The 25,697-nt window shown below is 73.2% G+C and carries 23 protein-coding genes and 1 pseudogene; 17 read left to right on the forward strand and 7 right to left on the reverse strand.

Translation table 11 applies throughout. The features are described 5' to 3' along the window. From JT1_RS04055 to JT1_RS04080, 6 genes and pseudogenes are all read left to right on the forward strand, one after another. Positions 1-645 (forward strand): annotated as a pseudogene (locus tag JT1_RS04055) (virulence factor MviN); the annotation flags it as partial. A gap of 4 nt (positions 646-649) precedes the next feature. Continuing rightward, positions 650-1,687, forward strand: coding sequence for a glycosyltransferase (locus JT1_RS04060; RefSeq protein ID WP_068323495.1), 1,038 nt, complete (start codon positions 650-652; stop codon positions 1,685-1,687). Between the two features lie 11 nt (positions 1,688-1,698). Next, the gene (gene pyrG, locus JT1_RS04065) at positions 1,699-3,423 is read left to right on the forward strand and encodes a CTP synthase (protein ID WP_068323498.1); all 1,725 of its coding nucleotides are present in this window, start codon (positions 1,699-1,701) and stop codon (positions 3,421-3,423) included. Next, positions 3,423-4,058 carry an NUDIX domain-containing protein gene (locus tag JT1_RS04070; RefSeq protein ID WP_068323500.1) on the forward strand — a complete coding sequence of 212 codons (636 nt, stop codon included), beginning with the start codon at positions 3,423-3,425 and terminating at the stop codon, positions 4,056-4,058. The genes pyrG and JT1_RS04070 overlap by 1 nt, the downstream gene beginning before the upstream one ends. A 105-nt stretch (positions 4,059-4,163) precedes the next feature. Then, positions 4,164-5,969: an aspartate--tRNA ligase gene (aspS, locus tag JT1_RS04075; RefSeq protein ID WP_068323503.1), complete on the forward strand. Its 1,806-nt coding sequence runs from the start codon at positions 4,164-4,166 to the stop codon at positions 5,967-5,969. A gap of 3 nt (positions 5,970-5,972) precedes the next feature. Next, complete coding sequence (locus JT1_RS04080; protein ID WP_068323505.1) at positions 5,973-6,605, forward strand: HAD family hydrolase; 633 nt, start codon at positions 5,973-5,975, stop codon at positions 6,603-6,605. Position 6,606: 1 nt separating this feature from the next. On the opposite strand, the gene JT1_RS04085 is transcribed toward JT1_RS04080, so the two are convergent. Genes JT1_RS04085 through JT1_RS04095 form a run of 3 tightly spaced genes read right to left on the reverse strand, consistent with a single transcriptional unit; the run spans position 6,607 to position 9,540 of the window. Next, the gene (locus JT1_RS04085; protein WP_068323512.1) at positions 6,607-7,077 is read right to left on the reverse strand and encodes an NUDIX hydrolase; all 471 of its coding nucleotides are present in this window, start codon (positions 7,075-7,077) and stop codon (positions 6,607-6,609) included. Position 7,078: 1 nt separating this feature from the next. After that, positions 7,079-8,788, reverse strand: coding sequence for an FUSC family protein (locus tag JT1_RS04090; protein ID WP_068323514.1), 1,710 nt, complete (start codon positions 8,786-8,788; stop codon positions 7,079-7,081). Next, positions 8,785-9,540 (reverse strand): GNAT family N-acetyltransferase, encoded by a 756-nt coding sequence (locus JT1_RS04095; RefSeq protein ID WP_068323516.1) that lies wholly within the window; start codon positions 9,538-9,540, stop codon positions 8,785-8,787. Before JT1_RS04095 ends, JT1_RS04090 begins: the two co-directional genes overlap by 4 nt. Before the next feature lie 18 nt (positions 9,541-9,558). Between JT1_RS04095 and JT1_RS04100 the strand changes: the two genes are divergently transcribed. The 9 genes from JT1_RS04100 to JT1_RS04140 all read left to right on the forward strand — a co-directional run bounded on the left by JT1_RS04100 (position 9,559) and on the right by JT1_RS04140 (position 20,392). Further along, a complete protein-coding gene (locus tag JT1_RS04100) occupies positions 9,559-10,974 on the forward strand; it encodes a replication-associated recombination protein A (RefSeq protein WP_068323519.1) in 1,416 nt (471 codons plus the stop codon). A gap of 177 nt (positions 10,975-11,151) precedes the next feature. Continuing rightward, positions 11,152-13,833: an alanine--tRNA ligase gene (alaS, locus tag JT1_RS04105; protein WP_068323524.1), complete on the forward strand. Its 2,682-nt coding sequence runs from the start codon at positions 11,152-11,154 to the stop codon at positions 13,831-13,833. Between the two features lie 16 nt (positions 13,834-13,849). After that, positions 13,850-14,359 carry a Holliday junction resolvase RuvX gene (gene ruvX / locus JT1_RS04110; RefSeq protein ID WP_068323896.1) on the forward strand — a complete coding sequence of 170 codons (510 nt, stop codon included), beginning with the start codon at positions 13,850-13,852 and terminating at the stop codon, positions 14,357-14,359. Further along, on the forward strand, positions 14,356-15,495 hold the full coding sequence (gene mltG, locus JT1_RS04115) for an endolytic transglycosylase MltG (RefSeq protein WP_068323530.1): 1,140 nt from the start codon (positions 14,356-14,358) through the stop codon (positions 15,493-15,495). The genes ruvX and mltG overlap by 4 nt, the downstream gene beginning before the upstream one ends. After that, positions 15,492-16,313, forward strand: coding sequence for a shikimate dehydrogenase (locus JT1_RS04120; protein WP_369407429.1), 822 nt, complete (start codon positions 15,492-15,494; stop codon positions 16,311-16,313). The genes mltG and JT1_RS04120 overlap by 4 nt, the downstream gene beginning before the upstream one ends. Before the next feature lie 35 nt (positions 16,314-16,348). Then, positions 16,349-17,578: a chorismate synthase gene (aroC, locus tag JT1_RS04125; protein ID WP_068323542.1), complete on the forward strand. Its 1,230-nt coding sequence runs from the start codon at positions 16,349-16,351 to the stop codon at positions 17,576-17,578. Continuing rightward, positions 17,575-18,090 (forward strand): shikimate kinase, encoded by a 516-nt coding sequence (locus tag JT1_RS04130; protein ID WP_068323556.1) that lies wholly within the window; start codon positions 17,575-17,577, stop codon positions 18,088-18,090. Before aroC ends, JT1_RS04130 begins: the two co-directional genes overlap by 4 nt. After that, the gene (gene aroB, locus JT1_RS04135) at positions 18,087-19,157 is read left to right on the forward strand and encodes a 3-dehydroquinate synthase (RefSeq protein WP_068323560.1); all 1,071 of its coding nucleotides are present in this window, start codon (positions 18,087-18,089) and stop codon (positions 19,155-19,157) included. Before JT1_RS04130 ends, aroB begins: the two co-directional genes overlap by 4 nt. Positions 19,158-19,354: 197 nt before the next feature. Further along, complete coding sequence (locus tag JT1_RS04140; RefSeq protein WP_068321680.1) at positions 19,355-20,392, forward strand: IS481 family transposase; 1,038 nt, start codon at positions 19,355-19,357, stop codon at positions 20,390-20,392. Between the two features lie 12 nt (positions 20,393-20,404). On the opposite strand, the gene JT1_RS04145 is transcribed toward JT1_RS04140, so the two are convergent. The 3 genes from JT1_RS04145 to JT1_RS18645 form a co-directional block, all read right to left on the reverse strand. Continuing rightward, positions 20,405-21,088 (reverse strand): response regulator, encoded by a 684-nt coding sequence (locus JT1_RS04145; protein ID WP_068323564.1) that lies wholly within the window; start codon positions 21,086-21,088, stop codon positions 20,405-20,407. Then, the gene (locus tag JT1_RS18640) at positions 21,076-21,489 is read right to left on the reverse strand and encodes a sensor histidine kinase (protein WP_068323566.1); all 414 of its coding nucleotides are present in this window, start codon (positions 21,487-21,489) and stop codon (positions 21,076-21,078) included. Before JT1_RS18640 ends, JT1_RS04145 begins: the two co-directional genes overlap by 13 nt. A 96-nt stretch (positions 21,490-21,585) precedes the next feature. After that, positions 21,586-22,278: a histidine kinase gene (locus tag JT1_RS18645; RefSeq protein ID WP_068323573.1), complete on the reverse strand. Its 693-nt coding sequence runs from the start codon at positions 22,276-22,278 to the stop codon at positions 21,586-21,588. Between the two features lie 144 nt (positions 22,279-22,422). Here JT1_RS18645 and JT1_RS04160 point away from each other — a divergent pair, with 144 nt between their 5' ends. Both JT1_RS04160 and JT1_RS04165 read left to right on the forward strand, forming a co-directional pair. Further along, positions 22,423-23,319 carry an ABC transporter ATP-binding protein gene (locus JT1_RS04160; RefSeq protein ID WP_068323574.1) on the forward strand — a complete coding sequence of 299 codons (897 nt, stop codon included), beginning with the start codon at positions 22,423-22,425 and terminating at the stop codon, positions 23,317-23,319. Further along, complete coding sequence (locus JT1_RS04165; protein WP_068323575.1) at positions 23,316-24,101, forward strand: ABC transporter permease; 786 nt, start codon at positions 23,316-23,318, stop codon at positions 24,099-24,101. The genes JT1_RS04160 and JT1_RS04165 overlap by 4 nt, the downstream gene beginning before the upstream one ends. Here the strand turns inward: JT1_RS04165 and JT1_RS04170 are convergent. Then, positions 24,082-25,659 carry an FMN-binding glutamate synthase family protein gene (locus JT1_RS04170; protein WP_068323577.1) on the reverse strand — a complete coding sequence of 526 codons (1,578 nt, stop codon included), beginning with the start codon at positions 25,657-25,659 and terminating at the stop codon, positions 24,082-24,084. The genes JT1_RS04165 and JT1_RS04170 overlap by 20 nt on opposite strands. Positions 25,660-25,697 lie beyond the last annotated feature (38 nt).

Genomic DNA, 25,697 nt, shown 5'->3' on the forward strand with positions numbered 1-25,697 from the left:
ACCCTCGCGGCCTCCCTGCGCGCCGTCGTCGTGCTCTCGGCAGCGGCGGCTGCCGGGCTCGTCGCGGCCGCCGCACCGATCGGCCGGGTCTTCACCGCCATCGACCGGCGCGGCGAGGGCTCCCGGGCCCTGGCGGCCATGCCCGAGGCGCTCATCGCCATGGTGCCGGGACTCATCGCCTTCGCGCTGTGCGCCGTGGCCCTGCGGGCGCTCTACGCGCGCGGCCGAGCCCTGCTCGCCGGGCTGACGATGGCCGGGGGCTGGCTCGTCGCGGCCGTCGTGCCGCTGCTCGTCCTCGGCCCCCAGGACGGGGCCCGTCGCACCCTCGTGGTCCTCGGGCTCGCGTCCTCGCTCGGCATGGCGCTCGCGGGCCTGGGCCTGCTCCTGCGGGTGCGCCACGACTGGGGCGTCGAGGCCGTCGCCGGGCTGACGCGCGCCCTCGTCCTCGCCGGGCTCGCCCTCGGCGCGGGGCTGCTCGTCCACCTGCTCGGCCGGGACCACTGGCCCGAGCAGACCCCCTTCGTCGTCGTCGCCGGGGGCCTCGCCGCCGCCGCCGTCGCCGCGGGTGTGCTGCTCGTGGGGGCCGCACTCGACCCCGGCCTGCGTGCCCGACTGCCCGGAGCACGGCGGACGAAGGGAGGATGAGCCCATGAGGATCCTGCTCTGCCTCGCGAGCGCCTCCGGAGGGATCGGGACGCACGTCGCCGACCTCGCCGCCGGGCTGCGCGCAGCCGACCACGACGTCGTCGTCGCCACCGAGCCGGGGACCCGCGAGCGGTTCGACCTGCCGGGGGAGGCGCCCCTCACCCCACGCGCCGTGCGCGCCCTGGCCCGGGGGGCCGACGTCGTCCACGCCCACGGGTTCCGGGCGGGGCTGGTCGCCTCGGCCGCGGCGCGGGGGACCCCCTTCGTCATCAGCCTGCACAACCCCGTCCGCGGCTCGGGGACCTCGCCGCGCCGGCTCGCGGGGGAGGCGGCCGCCCGGCTCGTCGTGCGGCGAGCCGACCTCGTCACCGGGGCGAGCAGCGACCTCGTCGCCGACGCGAGAGCGCTCGGCGCCCGGCGGGCGGAGCCGGCGGAGGTGCCCTCGCCACGGGTGCCCGGGCTGCTCGCCACCGACCGAGCCGCCTGGCGGGCCGCGCACCGTGACCTGCTCCTGGCGGGGCACGGGATGGCGGGGGAGACCCCCTTCGTCCTGACGATCGCCCGGGTCGCCCCGCAGAAGGGCATCGACGTGCTGCGGACGGCGGCGGGGCTCGGAACCGGCACATGGGGGCTCGTCGGGCCCGGCCAGGAGGCACTGACCGACCCGGGACCGGTGCGCCTGCTCGGCGCGGCCCGCGACGTCACGCCGTGGCTGCTGGCCGCCGACGTCCTCGTCGTGCCGAGCGAGTGGGAGGCCCGGGCCCTCGTCGTCCAGGAGGCCATGGCAGCCGGGACGCCCGTCGTGGCCCGCAGGGTCGGCGGCCTGCCGGACCTGCTCGACGGGGCCGGGCTGCTCGTCGAGGGCCCGCAGGACCAGGCCGCGGCGCCCATCGCGCGCGCCGTCGCCGCAGTCCTGGACCACCCGGAGCGCGCGGCGGCGGCCGCCGGACGCGCCCGCACGCGGGCCGCGACGTGGGACGGGCTCGAGGAGAGCGTGGCACGGTGGGTGGCCAGGTACCGAGCACTGCCCGATGTGACGTAGATTGGAACCCCGTGGTGGCACTGACGAAACACATCTTCGTGACCGGAGGAGTCGTCTCCTCACTCGGCAAGGGACTGACGGCCTCGAGCCTCGGGCACCTGCTTCGAGCGCGTGGCCTGCGGGTCACGATGCAGAAGCTGGACCCCTACCTCAACGTGGACCCGGGGACGATGAACCCGTTCCAGCACGGTGAGGTCTTCGTCACCGAGGACGGTGCCGAGACGGACCTCGACATCGGCCACTACGAGCGCTTCCTCGACACCAACCACGACGGCTCCGCCAACGTGACGACCGGTCAGGTCTACAGCCGGGTCATCGCCCGCGAGCGCAAGGGCGAGTACCTCGGCGACACCGTCCAGGTCATCCCGCACATCACCAACGAGATCACCTCGCGGATGCGTGCGCCCGCGGCCGGCAGCCCCGGCGTCGAGGCCTCCAGCGCTCCCGACATCATCATCACCGAGATCGGCGGCACCGTCGGCGACATCGAGTCGCTGCCCTTCCTCGAGGCGGCCCGCCAGGTGCGCCACGAGCTCGGCCGCGACAACTGCTTCTTCCTCCACGTCTCGCTCGTGCCGTACATCGCGCCGAGCGGCGAGATGAAGACCAAGCCGACCCAGCACTCCGTGGCCGCGCTGCGCCAGGTCGGCATCCAGCCCGACGCGCTCGTCCTGCGCGCCGACCGCGAGATCAGCGCCGACATCAAGCGCAAGATCTCGATGTCCTGCGACGTCGAGCAGGACGGCGTCGCCGCCTGCGTCGACGCCCCGAGCATCTACGACATCCCCAAGGTCCTGCACCGGGAGCACCTCGACACCTTCGTCATCCGGCGCCTGGGCCTGAACTTCACCGACGTGGACTGGGACAGCTGGGACACCCTGCTGCGCCGGGTCCACCACCCGCGCCACGAGATCGAGGTCGCCCTCGTCGGCAAGTACATCGACCTGCCCGACGCCTACCTGTCGGTGACCGAGGCCCTGCGTGCCGGTGGCTTCCACAACGACGCCAAGGTCCGCATCCGCTGGGTCCCCTCGGACGACTGCCAGACGCCGGCCGGTGCCGCGCGGGCGCTCGGTGGCGTCGACGCCGTCCTCGTGCCCGGAGGCTTCGGCGTGCGCGGCATCGAGGGCAAGCTCGGTGCCCTGCGCTGGTCCCGGGAGAACCACGTGCCGACGCTCGGCATCTGCCTCGGCCTGCAGTGCATGGTCATCGAGTACGCCCGCAACGTCGCGGGGATCCAGGGCGCGAGCTCCACGGAGTTCGACTCCGACTCCTCGGCGCCGGTCATCGCGACGATGGAGGAGCAGAAGTCCTTCGTCGACGGCGCGGGAGACCTCGGCGGCACGATGCGTCTGGGCTCCTACCCCGCAGACCTGCGCGAGGGCTCGGTCACCGCGCAGGCCTATGGCACGACCAAGGTCACCGAGCGCCACCGCCACCGCTACGAGGTCAACAACACCTACCTCGACCAGCTCGAGCAGGCCGGTCTCGTCGTGAGCGGCACGCATCCTCAGCTCGGTCTCGTCGAGTTCGTCGAGCTCCCGCGCGAGGTGCACCCGTACTACGTCTCGACGCAGGCGCACCCCGAGTTCAAGTCCCGCCCGGACAAGGCGCACCCGCTCTTCGCCGGGCTCATCGGCGCGGCCGTCCAGGCGCAGAAGGACGCGCGACTCGTCGAGGTCGAGCCGAGCCGCGAGACGGCGCCGGCAGCGGCCACCACCGACTCCGCCGGCTGATGGTCGAGGACGGGAGGCTGCGGGACGAGCTGGTCAGCCTGTCGGTGACGGCCAGCGAGGTCGTCTTCGACGGTGCGGTGTGGGACGTGCGCCGTGACACCTTCGAGCTCGAGGGACAGACCCTCGTGCGCGAGGTCGTCGACCACCCGGGCGCCGTCGCCGTCCTCGCCCTCGACGAGGACGACCGGGCGCTGCTCATCCGGCAGTACCGCCACCCCGTGGCCGCCCACGAGTGGGAGGTCCCCGCCGGACTGCTCGACGTCGCGGGCGAGGATCCACTCGTCGGGGCGCAGCGCGAGCTGCTCGAGGAGGCGGACGTCACCGCCGACGAGTGGTGGGTCCTCGTCGACTACTTCCCCTCGCCCGGCGGGATGAACGAGGCGATCCGGGTCTACCTGGCCCGCGGCCTGCACGAGGTGCCCGAGGGCGAGCGCCACGCGCGCGACGGCGAGGAGACCCACCTCGAGTACCGCCGGGTCCCGCTCGACGAGGTGGCCGAGGCCGTGCTCGCGGGACGGGTGCACAACTCGACCCTGATCGTCGCGGCCCTGGCCGCCCGGGTCGCGCGGGAGGGCGGGTGGGTCTCCCTTCGTCCGGCCGACAGCCCGTGGCCGGAGCACCCCGCCCACCGCTGATCCGTCCGTGCGGGCCACGGGTTCGCCGAGCACCTCGCTCCTTCGTAGGATGAGCGGTGGCCGGGCGCCCGCCGGGCCGAGAACCACCCCTCGCGATAGGACGTCATGCTCCGCACCCACGAAGCCGGCACACTGCGTGCCGAGCACTCCGGCCAGACCGTCACGCTCACCGGATGGGTGGGTCGCCGACGCGATCACGGCGGCGTGGCCTTCCTCGACCTGCGGGACGCCTCGGGCGTCGCCCAGGTCGTCGCCCGTGACGAGGTCCTCACCGGTGCGGCGCACGACCTGCGCAACGAGTACGTCGTCAAGGTCGTCGGCGAGGTCACCCCGCGTGACCCCAAGGACGTCAACCCCAACCTGCCCACCGGCGAGGTCGACGTCGTCGCGACGACGATCGAGGTCCTCTCCGAGGCCGCGCCGCTGCCCTTCCAGATCGACGAGCGCGTGAGCGTCGGCGAGGAGGCGCGCCTGAAGCACCGCTACCTCGACCTGCGCCGCCCGGGTGCCTCGAGCGCCGGCGCCGGTCTGCGTCTGCGGAGCAAGGTCAACGCCGCTGCCCGCTCGGTGCTCGCCGAGCGCGACTTCGTCGAGATCGAGACCCCGACCCTCACGCGGTCCACGCCCGAGGGCGCGCGTGACTTCCTCGTCCCCGCGCGCCTCGCGCCCGGCGAGTGGTACGCGCTGCCGCAGAGCCCGCAGCTGTTCAAGCAGCTGCTCATGGTCGCCGGCATGGAGCGCTACTACCAGATCGCGCGCTGCTACCGCGACGAGGACTTCCGCGCCGACCGGCAGCCGGAGTTCACCCAGCTCGACATCGAGATGTCCTTCGTCGAGCAGGACGACGTCATCGAGCTCGGCGAGGCGATCGCCAAGGCGGTCTGGGCGACGATCGGCGTCGACCTGCCCACCCCCTTCCCGAGGATGACCTACGCGGAGGCCATGGAGCGCTACGGCTCCGACAAGCCCGACCTGCGCTTCGGCGTCGAGCTCGTCGACTGCACCCAGTACTTCGCCGACACCCCCTTCCGGGTCTTCAGGGCCGAGCACGTCGGCGCCGTTGTCATGCCGGGTGGCGCGAGCCAGCCCCGCCGGCAGTTCGACGCCTGGCAGGAGTGGGCGAAGCAGCGCGGGGCCAAGGGCCTGGCCTATGTCACCGTCGGCGAGGACGGCCAGCTCGGTGGCCCCGTCGCCAAGAACATCTCCGACAGCGAGAAGGCCGGTCTGGCCGCCCACGTCGGTGCCGAGCCCGGCGACTGCATCTTCTTCGCCGCGGACACCCCCCGGGCCGCCCGCGCGCTCCTGGGTGCCGCCCGCCAGGAGATCGCCCAGCGGTGCGGGCTCATCGACGACAGCGCCTGGTCCTTCCTGTGGGTCGTCGACGCCCCGCTCTTCGAGCCGGCCGGCGACGCCGTGGCCGCGGGCGACGTCGCGGTGGGTGCCGGCGCGTGGACCGCGGTCCACCACGCCTTCACCAGCCCCAAGGAGGAGTTCCTCGACACCTTCGACTCCGACCCGGGGCCGGCTCTCGCCTACGCGTACGACCTGGTCTGCAACGGCAACGAAATCGGCGGCGGGTCCATCCGTATCCACCGCAAGGACGTGCAGGAGCGGGTCTTCAAGGTCATGGGCCTGGACGAGGAGTCCGCGCAGGAGAAGTTCGGATTCCTCCTCGAGGCCTTCAAGTTCGGCGCCCCGCCGCACGGCGGCATCGCCTTCGGCTGGGACCGCATCTGCATGCTGCTCCTGGGTGCCGACTCCATCCGCGACGTCATCGCCTTCCCCAAGTCCGGTGGCGGCTACGACCCGCTGACCGACGCGCCCGCGCCGATCACCCCGGAGCAGCGCAAGGAGGCGGGCATCGACGCCACGCCGCGCCGCGACGAGGACGCGGAGCAGGCAGGCGCCTGAGCGATGGGCGAGCCGGTCGAGGTGCTGCTGTGGGACTGCGACGGCGTCCTGCAGCACGGACGCTTCGACTGGCGCGCCCGTCTCGACGGGGCGGTCGGCCCCGGCTTCGCCGAGCAGGTCTTCGAGGCCGAGCTGCCCGCCCTGCGCGGTGAGCGGTCGCTGCGCGAGGTCCTCGAGGAGCTGCTGCGGCACGAGGGCCGGCGGCGCACGCACCTGCCGTTGACGGTCGAGGACCTGCTGGCGATCTGGGAGCAGTTCGACCTCGACCCGGAGGCGGTGGCGGTGCTCACCGCGGTCCGAGAGCTCGGCGTGCCGTGCATGCTCGCGACCAACCAGCAGGACCACCGGGTGCGGCACATGCGTGAGGTGCGCGGCTACGACGACCTCGTCGACGGCTCCTACTACTCGAGCGAGCTCGGCGCGATGAAGCCCGACCCCACCTTCTTCGAGCACATCCTGCAGGACCTCGACCTGCCGGGGGAGCGGGTCGGGTTCGTCGACGACGTGCCGGTCAACGTCACGGCCGCCCGCGGCGTCGGGATCCGGGCGGTGCTGCACGACCCCGCCTCGGGCGCCGCCGGCCTCGTCCACGGCCTCACCCCGCTCGTGCCGGGGCTCGCCGCCCACTCGATCTGAGTCAGTCGCCGAGCAGCTCCACGAGCCGGTCGAGGAAGGCCGTCTGCGCGGCCACCACGAGCTCCCGGGCGCTGTCGAGGTCGTGCCACCCCGCGCGGTCGAGCTCGGGGAAGCTCTGCCGCCGGCCGGATCGCGGAGGCCACTCCATCTCGAACACGCCGCTCTCGACGAAGACGACGTCAGCTGCCGCGCCGACCTCGATCGCCCACGCCGTGACCCGTTTGCCGCCGGACTGGCGGATCTCGCCGAGCGGCACACGGTCACCAGCCGGTGCCGGAGCCCCGGTCTCCTCCAGCCACTCGCGCTCGGCCGCGGCGAGCGGCTCCTCGTCCGGCCCGTGCTCGCCCTTGACGATCGTCCAGCCGCGCGGCCGCCTGGTCCACAGGGGGCCGCCCATGTGCCCGAGGAAGACGTGCGCGCTCCCCCCTTCGCCCCGGACGAAGGGGAGCAGTCCCGCACTCGTGCGGGTCACCTCAGGCCCCGGCGAGGATCGCGTGGACCCGACGCAGGTCGGCGGTGATCGCCTCCGCCGGCCGGTGCCGGGTCACCGGGTGGTCGGTGAGGCCCGTGAGGGCCTCGCGCGCCTGCGCCATGAGCTCGCGCTGCCCGCGCACGCGCGGGTTCCACGCCGCACCGAGGACCTGGTAGCCGATGGCGGCGAGCAGCTGCTCCATCTCGCGGTACGGGGCGACCGCCCGGGGGGCGTCGGCGACGGCCCGCGTGGCCACGACGTCGGAGCCGATGAGCTCGACGTACAGCTGGCGGCAGTGGTCGAGGTGGGCGGCCATCCCGGCGTCCGTGCGGGTCCGGCGCTCGGCGAGGTCCGCGAGCACGTCGTCGAGGGCGAGGACGACCCGACGCCCGTGGGCCCGCAGGAGCAGCTCCGGCCGGCCGAGGCGACCGCTGACGAAGAGGACGAGCACCGCCGACCCCACGCCGATGAGCGTGTCGAGGGCGCGGTCGAGCACGATCGTCTCCGTGTCCATCGCCGTCAGCCGTGAGGAGATCACCAGCGCGAGCGGGGTGATGAAGGTGACCGCCATCGCGTAGTTGCGTGTCACGAGCAGCTCGACGATGCCCTGGAAGACGATGACGACCGCCACGAGCCACCAGTGGCTGAGGTCGAGCGAGAGGACCGCGGCGAAGAGGACGAGCCCGGTGGCGGTGCCCACGGTGCGCTGCAGGGCCCGGTGGTGCTGCGAGACCCGGGTCCCGCCCGTCTGCACGACGAGGACGGCGAACCCGGCCGCCCAGTAGGCGTGGGCGTTGTCGAGCAGGAGGGCGAAGCCGCCCGCGAGGAGGGTCGCCGCCGCGACGCGGGCGGCGACGAGCAGGTCCTCGCTCGGCCAGCGCAGGGCCTGGCGCAGGGACCACGAGGCGCGGGGGCGCCCGAGGGAGACCTGCCGCACGCTCGCGGCCTGGTGCAGGGCCATCTCCGCGGTCACCTCGGTGTCGGTCCCGCCGACCGCTTTGGCGACCGTGCTCGCGTAGCGGTTGTTGACACGCTGGAGCCGCCCCGCGAAGGCCTCCTCGGTGCCACCGTCGGTCACGGCGGTCCAGGCCCGGCTGAGGGCCCCGGCGGCGGTCCGGCGGGCCGCGGGGACGGCCGCCGGGTCCGTCTCCCGGACGTAGGCGTCGACGGCCCCCTCGGCGGCGCTGACCGCGGCCTCCTCGATGCCGGTGACGCGGAACCACGCATCCGAGGTCCCGACGACGATCGCCGACAGGACGCCGATGGCGGCGAGACCGAGCACCTTGCCGGGATCGGCTCCGCCGGTCGCCGCGAGGTGGGCGATGCCGAGATCGAGGGCGAAGAAGAACGCGGCCGGCGGCCCGATGCCGAGGGTGTAGGTCAGCAGGGCGGCGACGGTCGCGACCACCGCCATCGCGAGGATGCCGAGGAGTGCATGGCCCGCGGTGAGGATGCCGATGCCGATCGCGAGGAGCAGCCCCAGACCGGCGAGCGGGATGGTCCGGAACCGGCGCCGGACCGGTCCACCGGCCCCGTAGAGGACGGCGAAGACCCCCAGCCCGGCCATGAAGGCATCGTGGTGGTTGTCGAGGAGGGAGATGAGGACCATCGGGACCGCCGCGGCCGTCGCCGCCCTGAGGGCGATCCAGCGCCGCACGGGGCCGGGGTTCCAGCGGACGAGGGGTCGCAGGAGCTCGCCGACCGCGCTCATGCCAACCTCCCGCTGGTCCACTCCGCGTGCACCTCGTAGCCGAGCGAGAGATAGATCCGTCGTGCCCGGTCGTTGTGCGAGTACATCCCCAGCGTGCACCACCCGTGCTCGGCGACGGCGGCCCGGGTCAGCTCGGTCGTGACCGCCCGCGCGAGCCCACGGCCGCGGGCGGCGGGCACCGTCGTGATGCCGGCGAGCACCGGTGCGCCCGAGCGCTCGCGCTCGCAGCAGCCGACGGCGAGCAGGGCGCCGGCCGCGTCGCGGGCACCGAGCCAGCGCTGCCCCGCGCGGGCGAAGGGCTGCCCGTCGGTCCCCGGGTTGTGCATGTCGAGCAGGGCCTGGACCTCGTCGCGCTCCGACGGCCCCAGCTCGACGAGGCCCTCGACGGGCTCGGTGGCCGGCGCGGTCCGCGTGCTCATGAACTCCCAGCGGCCACCGACCGCCCCGAGCAGCCCGCCGAGGTCCTCCAGACCGCGGGGCAGGGTGACCGAGGTGGCTCCCTTCGCCCTCGCCCGGCTCACCCACGAGGCGAAGGGGGCGGACCCCACCAGCTCGCGCAGGGCCGCGTGGTCGCCCCGGAGCATGATCGCGACGCCGTGGGTGTGGGTCGGGCGGACGAAGGCGAGCGCCCACGCCGCCCCGGCGCGGATCGCGAGGGCGGGGACCTCGACGTCGGACGAGGCCTCGGCCCGCACGACCGGGTCGCCGCCGCTCCACTCCAGCAGGTGCGACATGGGGACGGTCTGGCTCACCGGGATAGCGTGCCACCTGTGGTGCCCGACGATCTCTTCGCCTCTGCCTCCGACGACGCGGCGTCGCCCGGGGCGGACCTCAACGCGCCGCTCGCGGTGCGGATGCGCCCCCGCAACCTCGACGAGGTGCGCGGCCAGGGGGAGGTGCTGCGTCCCGGCTCGCCGCTGCGACGCCTCGTGGAGGGCAGCGCCAACGCCGTCGCCGGACCGATGTCGGCGATCATCTGGGGGCCGCCGGGGACCGGCAAGACGACGCTCGCGCACCTCGTCGCGACGGCCGCCGACCGTGACTTCGTCCAGCTGTCGGCGGTGACCGCCGGCGTCAAGGACGTGCGCGCGGTGATGGAGCGCGCCGCGACCAACCGGTCGATGTACGGGCGGCAGACGGTGCTCTTCCTCGACGAGATCCACCGCTTCTCCAAGGCGCAGCAGGACGCGCTGCTGCCCGGCGTCGAGAACCGCGAGGTCGTCCTCGTCGCGGCGACGACGGAGAACCCGAGCTTCTCGGTCATCGCGCCGCTGCTCTCCCGCTCGATCCTCGTCACCCTCGACTCCCTGACCCGGGAGGAGGTCGCGGAGGTCATCGACGCGGCCCTCACCGACGAGCGCGGCCTGGCCGGCGGGTACGACCTCGCCGACGACGCCCGCGACCACCTCGTCGCGATCGCCGGCGGTGATGCCCGTCGCGCGCTCACCTCCCTCGAGGCCGCGGCCGGCGTGGCCGCCGGCGACGTCCCCTTCGGGCCGGGCACACCGGAGACGGTGCCGCTCACCCTGGCCCACGTCGAGCAGGCGGTGGCCCGTGCCGCGGTGCGCTACGACCGCACGGGCGACCAGCACTACGACGTCGCCTCCGCCTTCATCAAGTCGATGCGCGGGTCCGACGTGGACGCGGCGCTGCACTACCTCGCCCGGCAGCTCGAGGCGGGCGAGGACCCGAGGTTCATCGCCCGGCGCATCGTCATCTCCGCGTCCGAGGACGTCGGCCTCGGCGACCCGACCGCGCTGCAGACCGCTGTCGCGGCCATGCACGCCGTCGCCCAGATCGGCATGCCGGAGGCGAGGATCATCCTCGCCCAGGCGGTCGTGCACAACACGTTGGCCCCCAAGTCCAACGCCGCCTACACGGGGATCAACGAGGCGGTCGCCGACGTGCGGGCCGGCAAGGTCCAGGCGGTGCCGCCGCACCTGCGCGGCAGCGGGTACACCCAGGCCTCCGACCGTGCGGCCGGTGCCAGCGGGGGAGCGAAGGTGGAGGGCTACGTCTACGCGCACGACCAGCCGGACGCGGTGGCGGCACAGCAGTACCTGCCCGACGACCTGCACGCCGAGCTGGCCGAGCGGTCGTACTACCGGCCGACGGACCGCGGCTTCGAGGCGCGGCTGCAGGAGCGGTGGGCCTGGCTGCGGGGACGTCTGCGCGGCAAGGGGTAGGACGGCGGGCCCGGGTAGGGTGGGGGCCATGACCGTGCCTCTCGGACGGCCGCGGCGGACCATCGCCCGGCGAGCTACCTCGGGGTCGGCCCGCGCCTGACGCGCCGGTCGCCCCCTTCGCTCCTGCCCGAGATCCTGCAGCACAGACCTGCACCACCAGATTGGACGCGAACACCCATGGAAACTGCCGAGATCCGGCGCCGCTGGCTGACCTTCTTCGAGGCGAAGGGGCACACGGTCGTCCCCTCCGCCCCGCTGATCCACGAGGACCCGACGCTCCTCTTCGTCAACGCGGGCATGGTCCCCTTCAAGCCGTACTTCTCCGGTCAGGAGACGGCGCCCTGGGACCGTGCCACGAGCGTGCAGAAGTGCGTGCGCACCGGTGACATCGACGAGGTCGGCAAGACCTCGCGGCACGGCACCTTCTTCCAGATGAACGGCAACTTCTCCTTCGGCGACTACTTCAAGCGCGAGGCGATCAGCTTCGCGTGGGAGCTGCTCACGACGAGCCAGGACGCCGGGGGGTACGGCCTCGACCCGGAGCGTCTCTGGGCGACGGTCTACCGCGACGACGACGAGGCCGAGCAGCTGTGGCTGGAGCTCACCTCGATCCCCGCCGAGCGCATCGTGCGCCGCGGCGAGGCGGACAACTACTGGTCGATGGGCGTGCCCGGCCCGGGCGGCCCGTGCAGCGAGATCTTCTACGACCGCGGCGAGGAGTACGGCCGGGACGGCGGGCCGGCGGTCGACGAGGACCGGTTCATGGAGATCTGGAACCTCGTCTTCATGCAGTACGAGCTGTCGGCGGTGCGCTCGAAGTCCGACTTCGACGTGGCCGGCCCGCTGCCCGCGCAGAGCGTCGACACCGGCATGGGCCTGGAGCGGATCGCGAGCATCCTGCAGGGCGTCGACAACATGTACGAGATCGACGAGGTCTACCCGGTCCTGGAGAAGGCCGCCGAGATGACCGGTCGCAGCTACGGCACCCGGTCGGGCCACACCGCTGGTGACTCGCACCCCGACGACGTCCACCTGCGCGTCGTGGCCGACCACGTGCGCTCCTCTCTCATGCTCATCGGGGACGGTGTCACCCCCGGCAACGAGGGACGTGGCTACGTGCTGCGCCGCATGCTGCGGCGTGCGGTGCGCGCGATGCGCCTGCTGGGCTACGACGAGCCAGCGCTGCCGCATCTGATGCCGGTCTCGATGGAGCGGATGAGCGCCTCGTACCCGGAGCTGCGCACCGGCTTCGACCGGATCGCGCAGATCGCCTACGCCGAGGAGCAGGCCTTCCGGCGCACGCTCGCGCAGGGCACGACGATCCTCGACACCGCGGTGGCGAGGACCAAGCAGGGCGGGGGGGACACCCTCGGCGGTGACCAGGCCTTCGCCCTGCACGACACCTACGGCTTCCCGATCGACCTCACCCTCGAGATGGCGGCCGAGCAGGGGCTGAAGGTCGACCGCGACGGTTTCGTCCGCCTCATGGACGAGCAGCGGCAGCGGGCCAAGGCCGACGCCAGGGCCAAGAAGGGCGGCATCGCCCACACCGAGGTGTGGAGGGACCTGCGTGCGCTGGGCGCCACCGACTGGCGCGCGTACGAGGAGCTGACGACGACCGGCTCGGTCGTCGGTCTCGTCCGCGACGGCGCCCGTGTCGAGGAGCTCGAGCCCGGGCAGACCGGCCAGGTCGTGCTCGACCGCACGAGCTTCTACGCCGAGTCCGGCGGTCAGGTCGCCGACTCCGGCGTCATCGTCGTCGACGGCGCGCGCCTGCTCGTGCGCGACGTCCAGCGTCCCGTGAAGGGCCTCGTCGTGCACACCGTCGAGGTCGCCGACGGCCCGGTGCGCGTGGGCACCGAGGCCTCGGCCGAGGTCGACCCGCAGTGGCGCGTGGACGCCTGCCAGGCGCACTCCGGCACGCACGTCGTGCACGCGGCGCTGCGGCAGGTGCTCGGTCCCTCCGCGCTGCAGTCCGGGTCGTACAACAAGCCCGGGTACCTGCGGCTCGACTTCGCGTGGAACCAGGGCCTGTCCGCCGACGCCCGCGCCGAGATCGAGCACGTGGCCAACCTCGCGGTCCGCGACGACCTGCCGGTCTCCGCGGACTGGATGACCCTGCCCGAGGCCCGTGAGCGGGGCGCGCTGGCGCTCTTCGGCGAGACCTACGACGAGCAGGTCCGCGTCATCGAGATCGGTGGCGAGTGGTCGCGCGAGCTGTGCGGCGGCACCCACGTGCGCCACTCCAGCCAGATCGGCGCCCTCACCCTCACCGGCGAGTCCAGCGTCGGCTCCGGCGTGCGCCGCCTCGAGGCCTACGTCGGGATGAACGCGCTGCAGCACCTCGCGACCGAGCGGGCGCTCGTCGCCGAGCTCTCGAGCATCGTCAAGGCGCCATCGGCAGAGCTGCCCGAGCGCGTCAGCGAGCTCGTCACCCGCCTGCGCGAGGTGGAGAAGGAGCTGGACAAGGTCCGTCGCGAGCAGGTGGCCGCCAACGCGGGCGCGCTCACGGACGCGGCGAGCGAGGTCGGCGGCACCACGTACATCGGCCAGCACGTCGCCGGGGGCATGCCGGACGACCTGCGCCGGATGGTCACGGACACCCGGGCCAAGCTCGGCGAGGAGCGACCCTCGGTCGTGGCCCTCACCGGTGACGGCCCCGGCAAGCCGGTCGTCGTCGTCGCCACCAACGAGTCCGCCCGGGCGAAGGGGGTCAAGGCCGGCGCGCTCGTGCGGGTCGCGGCCCAGGTCCTCGGCGGCGGCGGTGGCGGCAAGGACGACCTCGCCCAGGGCGGTGGCCAGGACGCCACCAAGGTCGAGGACGCCCTGGCGGCCATCGAGCGGGAGCTCGGTGCCTGACGAGGTGCCCGGCGCGATGCGCCCGGGCGTGCGGCTCGGCATCGACGTGGGCGAGGCCCGCGTCGGGGTCGCCGCGTGCGACCCCGGCGGGCTGCTCGCGACGCCCGTCGAGACCGTGGCACGCGACCTGCAGCACGGCAGCGACATCGACCGCGTCATCACCCTCGCCGGCGAGCTCGGCGCGATGGAGCTCGTCGTCGGCCTGCCCCGCTCCCTCGACGGGAGCGAGGGGCCGGCGGCAGCCGGGGTCCGGACCTGGGTCAAGCACCTGGGGTCCGTGTTGCACGCGTCACCGCTCGGCAACACACCGATCCGCCTCGTGGACGAACGGCTCACGACCGTGGATGCTCATCGGGGTCTGCGGGAGAGCGGCGTCGCCGGACGGCGCCATCGCAGCGTGGTCGACCAGGCGGCGGCCGTGCTGATCCTGCAGACTGCGCTGGACACGGAACGCGCAACCGGTGGACCCCCCGGCGAACGGGTCGGTCGGCCGCGCCGACGCACACCGAAGGGCAAGAAGGCATGAACCAGCTCGACGACGACATCTTCGAGAGCCAGCACGAGCACCGGCACACCCGGTCGCGTCGTCGGGCCAACCGCGACCGCTCGCGCCGCACCGGGGCGAGCTGCCTGGCGGTCCTGCTCGCCGGTGCGGTCCTGCTCGCGGCGGCCTTCTTCGCCTTCGGCTCCCTGCGCTCGCTCCTCCCCGGCGCCAGCGAGCCAAGCGACTACGAGGGCGCCGGCCACGGCACCGTCGAGGTGGAGATCACCTCCGGGCAGTCCGGCTCCGAGATCGGCGAGTCCCTCGTCGAGGCCGGCGTCGTGAAGTCGACGAGCAGCTTCACCTCCGTGGCGGCGACCCAGCCGGACAAGGCGGCGGCGATCCAGCCGGGCACCTACTCGATGCGTCAGGAGATGTCGGCGGCCAGCGCCTTCGACCGTCTGCTCGACCCCAAGGCGCGGATCGCCAAGGGCGTCACGCTGAGCGAGGGCCTGTGGCGGTCGGAGATCTACCCCAAGCTCTCCAAGGCCACCGGCGTGCCCGTCGCCGACTACGAGAAGGCGGAGAAGTCCGCCCAGCTCGAGCTCCCCGCCGAGGCAGGCGGCGACGTCGAGGGCTGGCTCTTCCCCTCGACCTACGAGTTCGAGAAGGGCACGAGCGCGGTCGAGCAGCTCAACCAGATGATCAGGATGACGACCGACCAGCTCACCGAGGCCAAGGTCGCGCGCCGCGACTGGGAGCGCACCCTCACCGTCGCCTCGATCGTCGAGGGTGAGGCCGGGGCCGCCGACCGCGGCAAGGTCGCCCGGGTCGTCGAGAACCGTCTGGAGGACGTCAACGGACCGACGGTCGGGATGCTCCAGATGGACTCGACGATCCACTACATGCTCCAGAAGCGGGGGACGGTGACGACCTCCGACAAGGAGCGCAACACCGACAGCCCGTACAACACGTACAAGAACAAGGGGCTGCCCCCCGGCCCGATCAACAACCCGGGCGCCGACGCCATCGAGGCCGCCGGCAACCCCGACGAGGGCGACTGGCTCTTCTTCGTCACCGTCGACCCGGAGTCGGGGGAGACGAAGTTCACCGCGGACGAGGCCCAGCACCAGCGCAACGTCCAGGAGTTCTGCCGCAACACCGGCAGCTGCGAGAAGTGACGCTGCACGCGGGCGTCCTCGGCAGCCCGATCCGGCACTCGCTCTCGCCCACGCTCCACCGGGCGGGGTACGCGGCGGCCGGGTTGCCGGACTGGGAGTACACCGCCCACGAGGTCGACGAAGGGGGTCTCGCCCCCTTCGTCGCCGGTCTCGACGCCTCCTGGCGCGGCCTGAGCCTCACCATGCCGCTCAAGGTCGCGGCCTTCGACGTCGCCGACGAGGTGAGCGCGCTCGCCCGCGCGGCCGGCGCCATCAACACGCTCGTGCGCACGCAGGCGGGCTGGTCGGCGCACAACACCGACGTCCACGGGATTGTCGCGGCCCTCGCCGAGGCGGGTGCCGCGCACGTCTCCTCCGCGACGATCGTCGGGTCCGGGGCGACGGCCCGCTCGGCGCTGCTCGGGCTCGTCGGGCTCGGGGCGCGACGGGTCACCGTCGCTGCCCGGACCCCGTCCCGGGCCGAGGCCCTGCGGGACGTGTGCGACGTCGATCTGCAGGTCGTCCCGCTCCGGGAGTGGGCGACCACGGGTGACCGGGCCGTGGTCTCCACCCTCCCGGGGGGACCGGCCAACGCCGTCGCCGCCGGGCACACCCGCGGCGACCTCACCGGGGTCACCCTCCTCGACGTCGTCTACGCCGACTGGCCGACCCCGCTGGCGCGGGCCGCCGCCGAGCACGGTGCGACGGTCGTCTCCGGGCTGGAGATGCTCGTCCACCAGGCGGCGCGGCAGTTCGAGCTCTTCACCGGGGTCACGGCGCCCGTCGAGGCGATGCAGGCTGCCGGCCGGGAGGCACTCGGCCACACCCCGGACGCCTGACGGCGCCCGCTGACCGAAGTGCGAGGATTGCGCCCATGTTGCGTTGGTTGACCGCTGGTGAGTCGCACGGCCAGGCCCTCGTGGCGACCCTCGAGGGGCTGCCCGCGGGCGTCGAGGTCACGACCTCGGACGTCGCCGGGGCCCTCGCCCGTCGCCGTCTCGGCTACGGCCGCGGGGCCCGCATGAAGTTCGAGCAGGACCAGGTGACCTTCCTCGGTGGTGTCCGCCACGGGAGGACCCTCGGCTCGCCGCTGGCCGTGATGATCGGCAACACCGAGTGGCCCAAGTGGGAGACGGTGATGAGCGCCGACCCCGTCGAGAGCGACGCGCTCGCCGCGGCCGACGACGTCAACGCGGAGAAGGAGATCGCCCGCAACCGGCCGCTCACCCGCCCGCGTCCCGGCCACGCCGACCTCGTGGGCATGCAGAAGTACGGATTCGACGAGGCCCGCCCGGTCCTCGAGCGCGCCTCGGCCCGCGAGACCGCGGCCCGCGTGGCCCTCGGCGAGATCGCCGAGCGCTTCCTCGAGCAGGCCTACGGCATCCGCCTCGTCGCGCACACGGTCGCCATCGGTGAGGGCTCCGCCCCCGTGGACGGCCCGCTGCCGACCCCCGAGGACACCCCGGTCCTCGACGCCAACCCGGTCCGCGCGATGACCCGAGAGGGCACCGACGCCATGGTCGCCGAGATCGAGGCGGCCAAGAAGGACGGCGACACCCTCGGCGGCGTCGTCGAGGTCCTCGCCTACGACCTGCCCCCGGGCCTGGGCAGCCACGTCCACTGGGACCGTCGCCTCGACGCGCGCCTCGCGGGCGCCCTCATGAGCATCCAGGCGATGAAGGGCGTCGAGGTCGGCGACGGCTTCACGACCGCCCGCCGTCGCGGCTCGGCCGCGCACGACGAGATGGAGCGTGACGCGGACGGCGTGATCCACCGCCGCACCGGCCGGGCCGGAGGGACCGAAGGGGGCATGAGCACCGGTGACGTGCTGCGCGTGCGCGCCGCGATGAAGCCCATCAGCACCGTCCCGCGCGCCCTCGAGACCGTCGACGTCGCCGGGACCGACCCGGCGACCGCCATCCACCAGCGCTCGGACGTGTGCGCCGTGCCCGCCGCCGGCGTCGTCGCCCAGGCGATGGTCGCCCTCGTGCTCGCCGAGGCCTGCGTCGAGAAGTTCGGCGGCGACTCCGTCGCCGAGACCGCCCGCAACCACCGCGCCTACCTCGACGCGATCCCCGAGCTCATGCGGACGTGGGAGGCGTGAGCGGGGCCCCCTTCGTCGTCGTCATCGGCCCTCCCGGGGTCGGCAAGTCGACGGTCGCCCGCGAGCTCGCCGACCGCCTCGGCCGGTCCCTCGTCGACACCGACTCCCTCGTGGAGCAGCGCGAGGGACGCAGCATCTCCGACCTCTTCGTCATCGAGGGGGAGGAGTACTTCCGGGCCGCCGAGGAGCGCGCCGTGCTCGAGTCGCTCACCGATGAGGGCATCGTCCTGGCGCTCGGTGGCGGGGCGCCGATGATCCCCGCGGTCACCGAGGCGCTGGCCGGGCACACGGTCCTCTTCCTCGACGTCGGCATCGCCGACGCGGCCAAGCGGATCGGCTTCGACACGAGCCGGCCGCTGCTGGCGGTCAACCCGCGGCAGAGCTGGATCCGGACGATGGAGGCGCGCCGCCCCACGTACGAGGCCCTCGCGACGCACCGCGTGGACACCGCGGGACGGCAGGTCGACGAGGTCGTGGCCGACGCCCTGCGTCTGCTGGAGGAGAGCGCGTGAGTGACGTGAGCACCATCCCCGTCGGAGACGACTACGACGTCCTCGTCGGGCCCGGCGTCTCGAGCCGCGTCACCGACGTCCTGCCGAAGGGGGTCGCCCGGGTCCTCGTCGTCCACGGCGCGCCGCTCGCCCGGCTCGCGGAGCCCGTCGTCGCCGCCCTGCGGGATGCCGGTCTCGAGGTCCACGTCGCCCCCGTACCGGACGCCGAGGCGGCCAAGACGGTGACCGTCGCGGCCGACCTGTGGGCGACGATGGGGCAGGCCGGGTTCACCCGGAGCGACGCGGTCGTCGCCGTCGGCGGCGGCAGCGTCACCGACCTCGGCGGCTGGGCCGCCGCGGCCTGGCTGCGCGGCGTGGCGGTCGTGCACGTGCCGACGACCGTGCTCGGCATGGTCGACGCGGCCGTGGGTGGCAAGACCGGCATCAACACGGCCGAGGGCAAGAACCTCGTCGGGGCCTTCCACACGCCGGCCGCCGTGCTCTGCGACCTCGACCACCTCGCGACGCTGCCCCCGGCGGACCTGTCCGCGGGGCTCGCCGAGGTCGTCAAGGGCGGCTTCATCGCGGACCCGCGCATCCTCGAGATCGTCGAGGCCGACGAGTCCGGGGTGCAGGACCCCACCTCGCCCGCCCTGCGCGAGGTCATCGAGCGCAAGATCGCGGTCAAGGCGGGCGTCGTCGCCGCCGACCTGCGCGAGTCGCACCTGCGCGAGATCCTCAACTACGGCCACACCCTCGGTCACGCGATCGAGCACCACGAGCAGTACCGCATGCGTCACGGCGAGGCCGTGGCCATCGGCATGGTCTTCGCGGCCGAGATCGCCCATCGCACGGGTCGGATCGACGCGGCCCTGCTCGAGCGGCACCGGTACGTGCTGGGTCTCCTCGGCCTGCCGACCCGGTACTCGGGAGCGGACTTCGACGAGCTGCTCGCCGCCCTTCGCCGTGACAAGAAGACGCGCGGGTCCACCCTGCGCTTCGTCGTGCTCGACGGCCTGGCCGAGCCGGCCCGGCTCGAGGGCCCGGACGAGGCCCTGCTGCGCGCGGCCTACGCCGCCCTCGCCTGACCGATCCCGCGCGCGACCGCCCCCCCGAACCTGCATTCCCCTAGGGCAATGCGCGCTCAGGTCTGCATTGCCCTAGGTGTTGCGGGGCATGAGGTTGGTGACACGAGGAGGGGCGTAACAGGGCGGGCAGGTCCCCGTGGCGACAGGATGAGGGTGTCAAAGCCGTTCATCACGAGCCAGCCAAAGGAACCTGCCCTGTGTCCCACGCTAATGCCCCGATGACCCCTGGTGGTCGCCTACGTCTGATCGAGCGAGTGCTGGGTCAGGCCAATGATGAGGCCGGCCCGCGGCCGATCGCGCACGTCGCAGCCGAGGCCGCGATCTCACGCCAGTGCCTGTCCAAATGGGTAGCCCGCTACCGCGAGCACGGCGAGGAAGGGCTGCACGACCGCTCCAGCCGGCCACAACGCTCCCCGAGCGCGACTGCCGAACCGGTGGTCGAGCGGATCATCGAGCTGCGGCGCCGTAAGTGGTCCGCGCGGCGCATCCATCTGGCGCTGGCCGATGAGGGCACGAATGTGGCGGTGTGCACCATCGCCCGGATCCTGCGCCGCGAGGGCTTGAACCGGCTGCGGGACCTGGACGTCGACGGGCAGCCCCTGCGCCAGCAGCCCGCCGGCAAGATCATCGCGCGCTACCCCGGGCACATGATCCACCTGGACGTGAAGAAGGTCGGACGCATCCCGCCCGGGGGCGGGTGGCGCGTCCACGGCCGCGGCTCGGACGCTGACCGGGCCCGCGGCCTGCGAGGACACCACCGCGGCGCCAAGGTGGGCTACACCTACCTGCACTCGGCCGTGGACGGCTTCACCCGGATGGTCTACACCGAGGCCCACGACGACGAGAGCGCCGCGACCGCGATCGCGTTCCTGGCCCGCGCCCGGGTCTTCTTCGCCGCGCACGGCATCACCCGCATCACCCGCATCGTCACCGACAACGGGTCCTGTTACCGCGCCAAGAACTTCACCCGCTCGGTGCTCTCCTTCGCCTCGAAACACAAGCGGATCAAGCCCTACACGCCCAAGCACAACGGCAAGGTCGAGCGCTACCAGCAGACCATGGCCCGCGAGGTCCTCTACGCCGACGCCTACCCCTCCGAAGAAGCCCGCCGACGACAGCTACAGATCTGGGTGACCCACTACAACTACCATCGCCCACACAGCGCCATCGGGGACCAACCCCCAGCCAGCCGCGCCAAGACCCGTGTCACCAAGGTCATGCCCAGTTACACCTAGGGGAATGCAGGGTCAGGGGGCGTCGAGGTCGGCCTCGTGCACGGTGATCGCGACCTGGACCCGGTTGTCGGCGTCGAGCTTGTCGAGGATGCGGCCGACGTGGGCCTTGACCGTCGCGACGCTCAGGTAGAGCTGCGCCGAGATCTCCGCGTTGGACAGGCCCGCGCCGACGGCGCGGGCGACGTCGAGCTCCCGCTCGGTGAGCAGCGCCAGGCGGGACCGGGCCGTGTCACGCGACGCGTCGGCCTCGCGTCGGGAGGCCCCGCGCACGGACTCCAGGACCCGGGACGTGACGCTCGGGGAGAGGATCGACTGCCCGGCCGCGACGAGCCGCACGGCTTCGACGATCCGGTCCGGCGGGGTGTCCTTGAGCAGGAATCCGTCCGCCCCGTGCTGCAGCGCGCGCATGACGTCGTCGTCGGCGTCGAAGGTCGTGAGGACGATGACCTTGCTCGGTGCCCCGCTGCGGACGAGCTCCTCGGTGGCCGACAACCCGTCCAGGCGCGGCATGCGGATGTCCATGAGCACGACGTCGGGCGCGTGCTCGGCGATGACCGACAGCCCCTGCCGGCCGTCCCCGGCCTGGGCGACGACGGTGATCTCCGGCGCCCCGCCGAGGATCATCGACAGCGCGGTGCGGACCATGGCGTCGTCGTCGACGAGGACGACGGAGATGGGCGGGCTCACGCCGGCCACGGTAGCGAGGCCACGAGTCGGTGCATCCCGTCGGGGTGCCAGCCGTGCGCCAGCTCACCGCCGGCCAGCTCGACGCGCTCGGCGAGCCCGAGGAGACCCAGCCCGGAGGCTGGTGCCGGCGCCTGGTGGCCGACGGCGCGGGGGTTGGCGACCTCGACCCGCAGCGTGCCGCCGGCGCGGCCGCCGAGCGTGACCGCCACGGCCGCCCCGGGCGCGTGCTTGCGGGCATTGGTCAGGCCCTCCTGCACGACCCGGTAGACCGTGCGTCCGGTCGTCTCGGGCACGGCCGTCGGGTCGATGCCGCCGTCGTCGAACGCGGCCCGGGTTCCCGCGGCACAGGCCTCCTCGAGCAGCTCCGGCACGTCGGCGAGGGTGCTCTGCGGGCGAAGGGGGAGGGACACGTCCTCGTCGCGCAGGACCCCGAGGACCTCGCGCAGGTCGGTCAGCGCGGCGCGGGCGTTGGTGTCGATCGCGGCGATCGCCTCGCGCCGCTCCGCCTAGGGCAGGTCCTCGCGGTAGGCGAGCAGCCCGGAGTGCATCGTGATGAGGGAGATGCGGTGGGCGAGGACGTCGTGCATCTCGCGGGCGATGCGCGAGCGCTCTGCCGTCTGCGCCCGGGAGACGCGCGCGCTCTGCTCCGACTCCGCGGAGCGGGCCCGCTCGACCCACGAGGCCACGAGTGCCCGGCGCGACCCGATGGCGTACCCGACCGCCACGGTGACGACGATGACGAGCAGGGTGACGAGGGCCTCCACCCAGAGCGGCAGCGCCTTGGGGTCGGGGTAGACGACGCGGGTCGCGAGGAGGCTCGCGAGCACGGTGAACCCGGCGAGCGGGAGGATCTCGCGCCAGCGCCGGCGGGTCGCGAGCGAGACGAGCACGACGGTCTGCGCTCCCGCGGCGACCATCGACACGCCGGCGAGCACCGTCGTCGCGGTGGTCACCGGGACCGGCCACCGACGGCGCAGCAGGAGCAGACCCGCGGCGAGGAGACCGAGGAGCGGGTCGACGACGACGAACCACAGGCCCCTCAGCACGCTCGGGCCCAGACCGCTGTCCGAGAAGATCATCGCGGCCGTGACGAGCCACAGCAGCCCGCCCAGGAGCAGCGCGACGACGACCCGCCACGTGGTGTCCCACCACGTGAGCCGGTCCGGGACGCGCTCCTCGCGCTGGGCTGTGGCTGTCACGGGCCCACCGTAGGCGCAGCCCGACCGCGACGACATCAGCCCCAGGGAGGGGGCCGCACGCCGGCGCCCCCTACCTGAGGAGGGGGAGCCGTCGAGACCTGCGGGCGATGCCCCCTTCGCCCCCGCCGTCGCATCGTGGGAGCCATGATCACGCTCACCCACCTCACCAAGCGCTACGGCGGCTTCACCGCCGTCGACGACATCTCCTTCACCGCCCGCCCCGGCAGCGTCACCGGGTTCCTCGGCCCCAACGGCGCGGGCAAGTCCACCGCGATGCGGATGGTCACCGGCCTCACGCCGCCGACCTCCGGCGAGGCGCTCGTCCTCGGCCGGCGCTACGCCGACCTGCCCAACCCCGGCCGCCACGTCGGCGTCATGCTCGACGCCTCGGCCCAGCACCCCGGCCGCACCGGACGAGAGGTGCTCACCCTGGCCGCCCGGACGATCGGCGTCGGTCCGACCGCCGTCGAGCACGGGCTCGCCACCGTCGGTCTCACCGACCAGGAGGCCGGTCGACGGGTGCGCAGCTACTCGCTCGGCATGCGCCAGCGCCTCGGCCTGGCCGCTGCGCTCATCGGCGACCCCGAGGTGCTCGTCCTCGACGAGCCGGCCAACGGGCTCGACCCCCAGGGCATCCACTGGATGCGGGGGCTGCTGCGCGGCTTCGCCGACCGCGGCGGCACCGTGCTGCTCTCCTCGCACCTGCTCTCCGAGGTGCAGGTCGTCGCCGACGAGCTCGTCATCATCGGCCACGGGTGCATCGTCGCCCAGGGCAGCGTCGAGCAGCTCCTGCAGCAGCAGGGCACGCGCGTGCGCTCCACCGACGACGCGGCCCTGGTCGCAGCGCTGACCACCGCGGGCATCGAGGTCACCGCCAGCCCCGCCGGCCTCCTGGCCGCGACGAGCAGCGAGGCGGTCGGTCGCATCGCGCTCGACGCCCGCATCGTCCTCACCGACCTCGCCAGCGGCTCCGCCGGTGGCCTCGAGGAGCTCTTCCTCACCCTGACCGCCGCACAGTCCCGAGAGGGGATGGCCGCATGAGCGCCGCCACCGCACCCACCGCACCCACCACGTCCGAGTCCGCGCCGGTCGACGTCTCCGGCGACCGGATCCCCTTCGCCCGGCTCGTCGGCCTCGAGCTGCGCAAGATGGTCGACACCCGCGCCGGTATGTGGATGCTCGTCGTCATGGCGGGGATGAGCTTCCTCGTCGCTGCCGGCCTCGTCGTCTGGGGCGAGGGGAGCGGCACGGCCTTCCCGACCTTCTTGGGCCTGATCGTCATGCCGATGATGCTCCTGCTGCCGATCGTGGGCATCATGTCGGCGACCCAGGAGTGGGCCCACCGCACCGGGCTGGTGACCTTCGCCCTCGTGCCACGGCGCGGTCGGGTGCTCGCTGCGAAGGTCGCCGGGGCGCTGGTGCTCTGCCTCGTGCTGCTCGCCGCCGCCGGCGCCGCGGCCCTCCTCGGCACGCTCCTCGCGGGCGGGGAACTCACCCTGACCGGCATCTCGCTGGTCGGCATCGTCCTCGCCGGGCTCGTCTACACCCTCCAGGGCGTCGCCTTCGGCGCGGCCTTCCTCAACACCCCGGTCGCTATCGTCACCAGCCTCGTGCTGCCGACGGTGTGGACGGTCCTCACCGCGATGACCGGCTGGATGGGCGATGTCGCCCGCTGGCTCGACCTCAACCTCGTCACCGCGCCTCTCACCGAGGGCAGCATGACCGGCGAGAGCTGGGCGCAGCTGGCGGCCGCCACCGCCGTCTGGGTCGGGATCCCGCTGGCGATCGGGACCCACCGGGTCCTCATGCGCGAGGTGAAGTAGTCCGCTCCCTGCTCGACCCACCACGGGGTGCGGTCCGCGACATGATCTCGATGATCGCGGCCGCGTCCTCGTCGCTGATCGCGCCCCACCCGGGCTCGTAGCCGTAGACCTCGCCGAGCGGGGTGGCCGCGCGGTTGCCGAGGAGCAGCTCCACGTCGTCGACCGTGAGCAGCCCGGGGTGCCAGACGCCGCACGCCTCCGAGACCTTGAGCAGGTCGCGGCGCAGGGTGCGCAGGTAGTTGTTGACGCGCTGCGCCTTGAGCGTCGGGTCCAACCCCCGGACGAGCCACGGGTTCTGCGTGGCGACACCGGTGGGACAGTGGTCCGTGTGACACCGCTGGGCCTGGATGCAGCCCAGCGCGAGCATCGGCTCACGGGCCACGTGCACCATGTCGCAGCCGAGGGCGAAGGCGACGAGCGCGTTCTCGGGCAGGCCGAGCTTGCCGGACCCGACGAAGGTGACCCGGTCGGTGATGCCCGCGCGGGCGAAGACCGAGTACACCCGGGTGAAGGCCAGCCGGAAGGGCAGCGCCACCGCGTCGCTGAAGACGAGCGGGGCAGCGCCGGTCCCCCCTTCGCCACCGTCGATGACGACGAAGTCGACCCCGCGGGAGTGGTCCGCGGCCATCGTGTCCACGAGCTCCTGCCAGAACCCCATGTCGCCCACCGCGGACTTGATGCCCACGGGCAGCCCGGTCTCGTCGGCGACGCGCTCGACGAAGTCGAGGAGGGAGTCGACGTCGTCGAACTCGGTGTGCCGGGAGGGGCTGGCGCAGTCGTGCCCCTGCGGGATGCCTCGGGTCTGCGCGATCTCGTCGGAGATCTTGGCCGCGGGCAGCATGCCACCCAGCCCCGGCTTGGCCCCCTGGCTCAGCTTGACCTCGATGGCCTTGACCGGCGCGGACGCCACGACCTCCTTGAGCCGCTCGAGGTCGAAGCGGCCCTCCTCGTCCCGGCACCCGAAGTAGGCCGTGCCGATCTGGAAGATCAGGTCCCCGCCCTGCCGGTGGTGCGGCGAGAGCGACCCCTCGCCGGTGCAGTGCAGCGCGCCGGCGAGGCGGGCGCCCTCGTTGAGGGCCCGGACGGCCGGACCGGACAGCGAGCCGAAGCTCATGCCGGAGATGTTGACGACCGAGTTGGGCCGGAACGCGTGCCGGCGGCCACGCGGTCCCCCGAGGACCTTGGCGCTCGGCAGGACCACGGAGTCCGCGGAGTGCACCGCCGTGGGCGCGGCGACGTCGGAGAAGGTGCGGTGCTTGAGGATCGGGTAGCCCTCCACCGTCTCCACGTCGTTGTCCGTGCCGAAGCCGACGTAGTTGTTCTCCATCTTGGACGAGGCGTAGACCCAGGCCCGCTGGTCCCGGCTGAAGGGCCGCTCCTCGTCGTTGCTCGTGACGATGTACTGCCGCAGCTCGGGTCCGATGCGCTCGAGCAGGTAGCGGGCGTTGGCGACGACCGGGAAGTTGCGCTTCAGGGAGTGCTGCTTCTGCAGCAGGTCCCGGGCAGCGAGCCCGGCGGTGCCGGCGAGCACGGTGGCGAGGGCGACCTTCGACTTCATGCTCGCCATCCTGCCTCTCCCGGGGGGTGGATGCGAGG

The sequence above is a fragment of the Janibacter terrae NBRC 107853 genome (genome assembly GCF_001591405.1).
Taxonomy (GTDB): Bacteria; Actinomycetota; Actinomycetes; order Actinomycetales; family Dermatophilaceae; genus Janibacter; species Janibacter terrae.

What these genes read in the sequence shown, in the direction of transcription:
- aroC (WP_068323542.1), top strand. Translation starts at nt 16,349, where the DNA reads ATGTTGCGTTGGTTGACCGCTGGTGAGTCGCACGGCCAGGCCCTCGTG.
- mltG (WP_068323530.1), top strand. Translation starts at nt 14,356, where the DNA reads ATGAACCAGCTCGACGACGACATCTTCGAGAGCCAGCACGAGCACCGG.
- alaS (WP_068323524.1), top strand. Translation starts at nt 11,152, where the DNA reads ATGGAAACTGCCGAGATCCGGCGCCGCTGGCTGACCTTCTTCGAGGCG.
- JT1_RS04170 (WP_068323577.1), bottom strand. Translation starts at nt 25,659, where the DNA reads ATGAAGTCGAAGGTCGCCCTCGCCACCGTGCTCGCCGGCACCGCCGGG.
- JT1_RS04060 (WP_068323495.1), top strand. Translation starts at nt 650, where the DNA reads ATGAGGATCCTGCTCTGCCTCGCGAGCGCCTCCGGAGGGATCGGGACG.
- JT1_RS04070 (WP_068323500.1), top strand. Translation starts at nt 3,423, where the DNA reads ATGGTCGAGGACGGGAGGCTGCGGGACGAGCTGGTCAGCCTGTCGGTG.
- JT1_RS04090 (WP_068323514.1), bottom strand. Translation starts at nt 8,788, where the DNA reads ATGAGCGCGGTCGGCGAGCTCCTGCGACCCCTCGTCCGCTGGAACCCC.
- JT1_RS04080 (WP_068323505.1), top strand. Translation starts at nt 5,973, where the DNA reads ATGGGCGAGCCGGTCGAGGTGCTGCTGTGGGACTGCGACGGCGTCCTG.
- aspS (WP_068323503.1), top strand. Translation starts at nt 4,164, where the DNA reads ATGCTCCGCACCCACGAAGCCGGCACACTGCGTGCCGAGCACTCCGGC.
- JT1_RS04160 (WP_068323574.1), top strand. Translation starts at nt 22,423, where the DNA reads ATGATCACGCTCACCCACCTCACCAAGCGCTACGGCGGCTTCACCGCC.
- JT1_RS04165 (WP_068323575.1), top strand. Translation starts at nt 23,316, where the DNA reads ATGAGCGCCGCCACCGCACCCACCGCACCCACCACGTCCGAGTCCGCG.
- ruvX (WP_068323896.1), top strand. Translation starts at nt 13,850, where the DNA reads ATGCGCCCGGGCGTGCGGCTCGGCATCGACGTGGGCGAGGCCCGCGTC.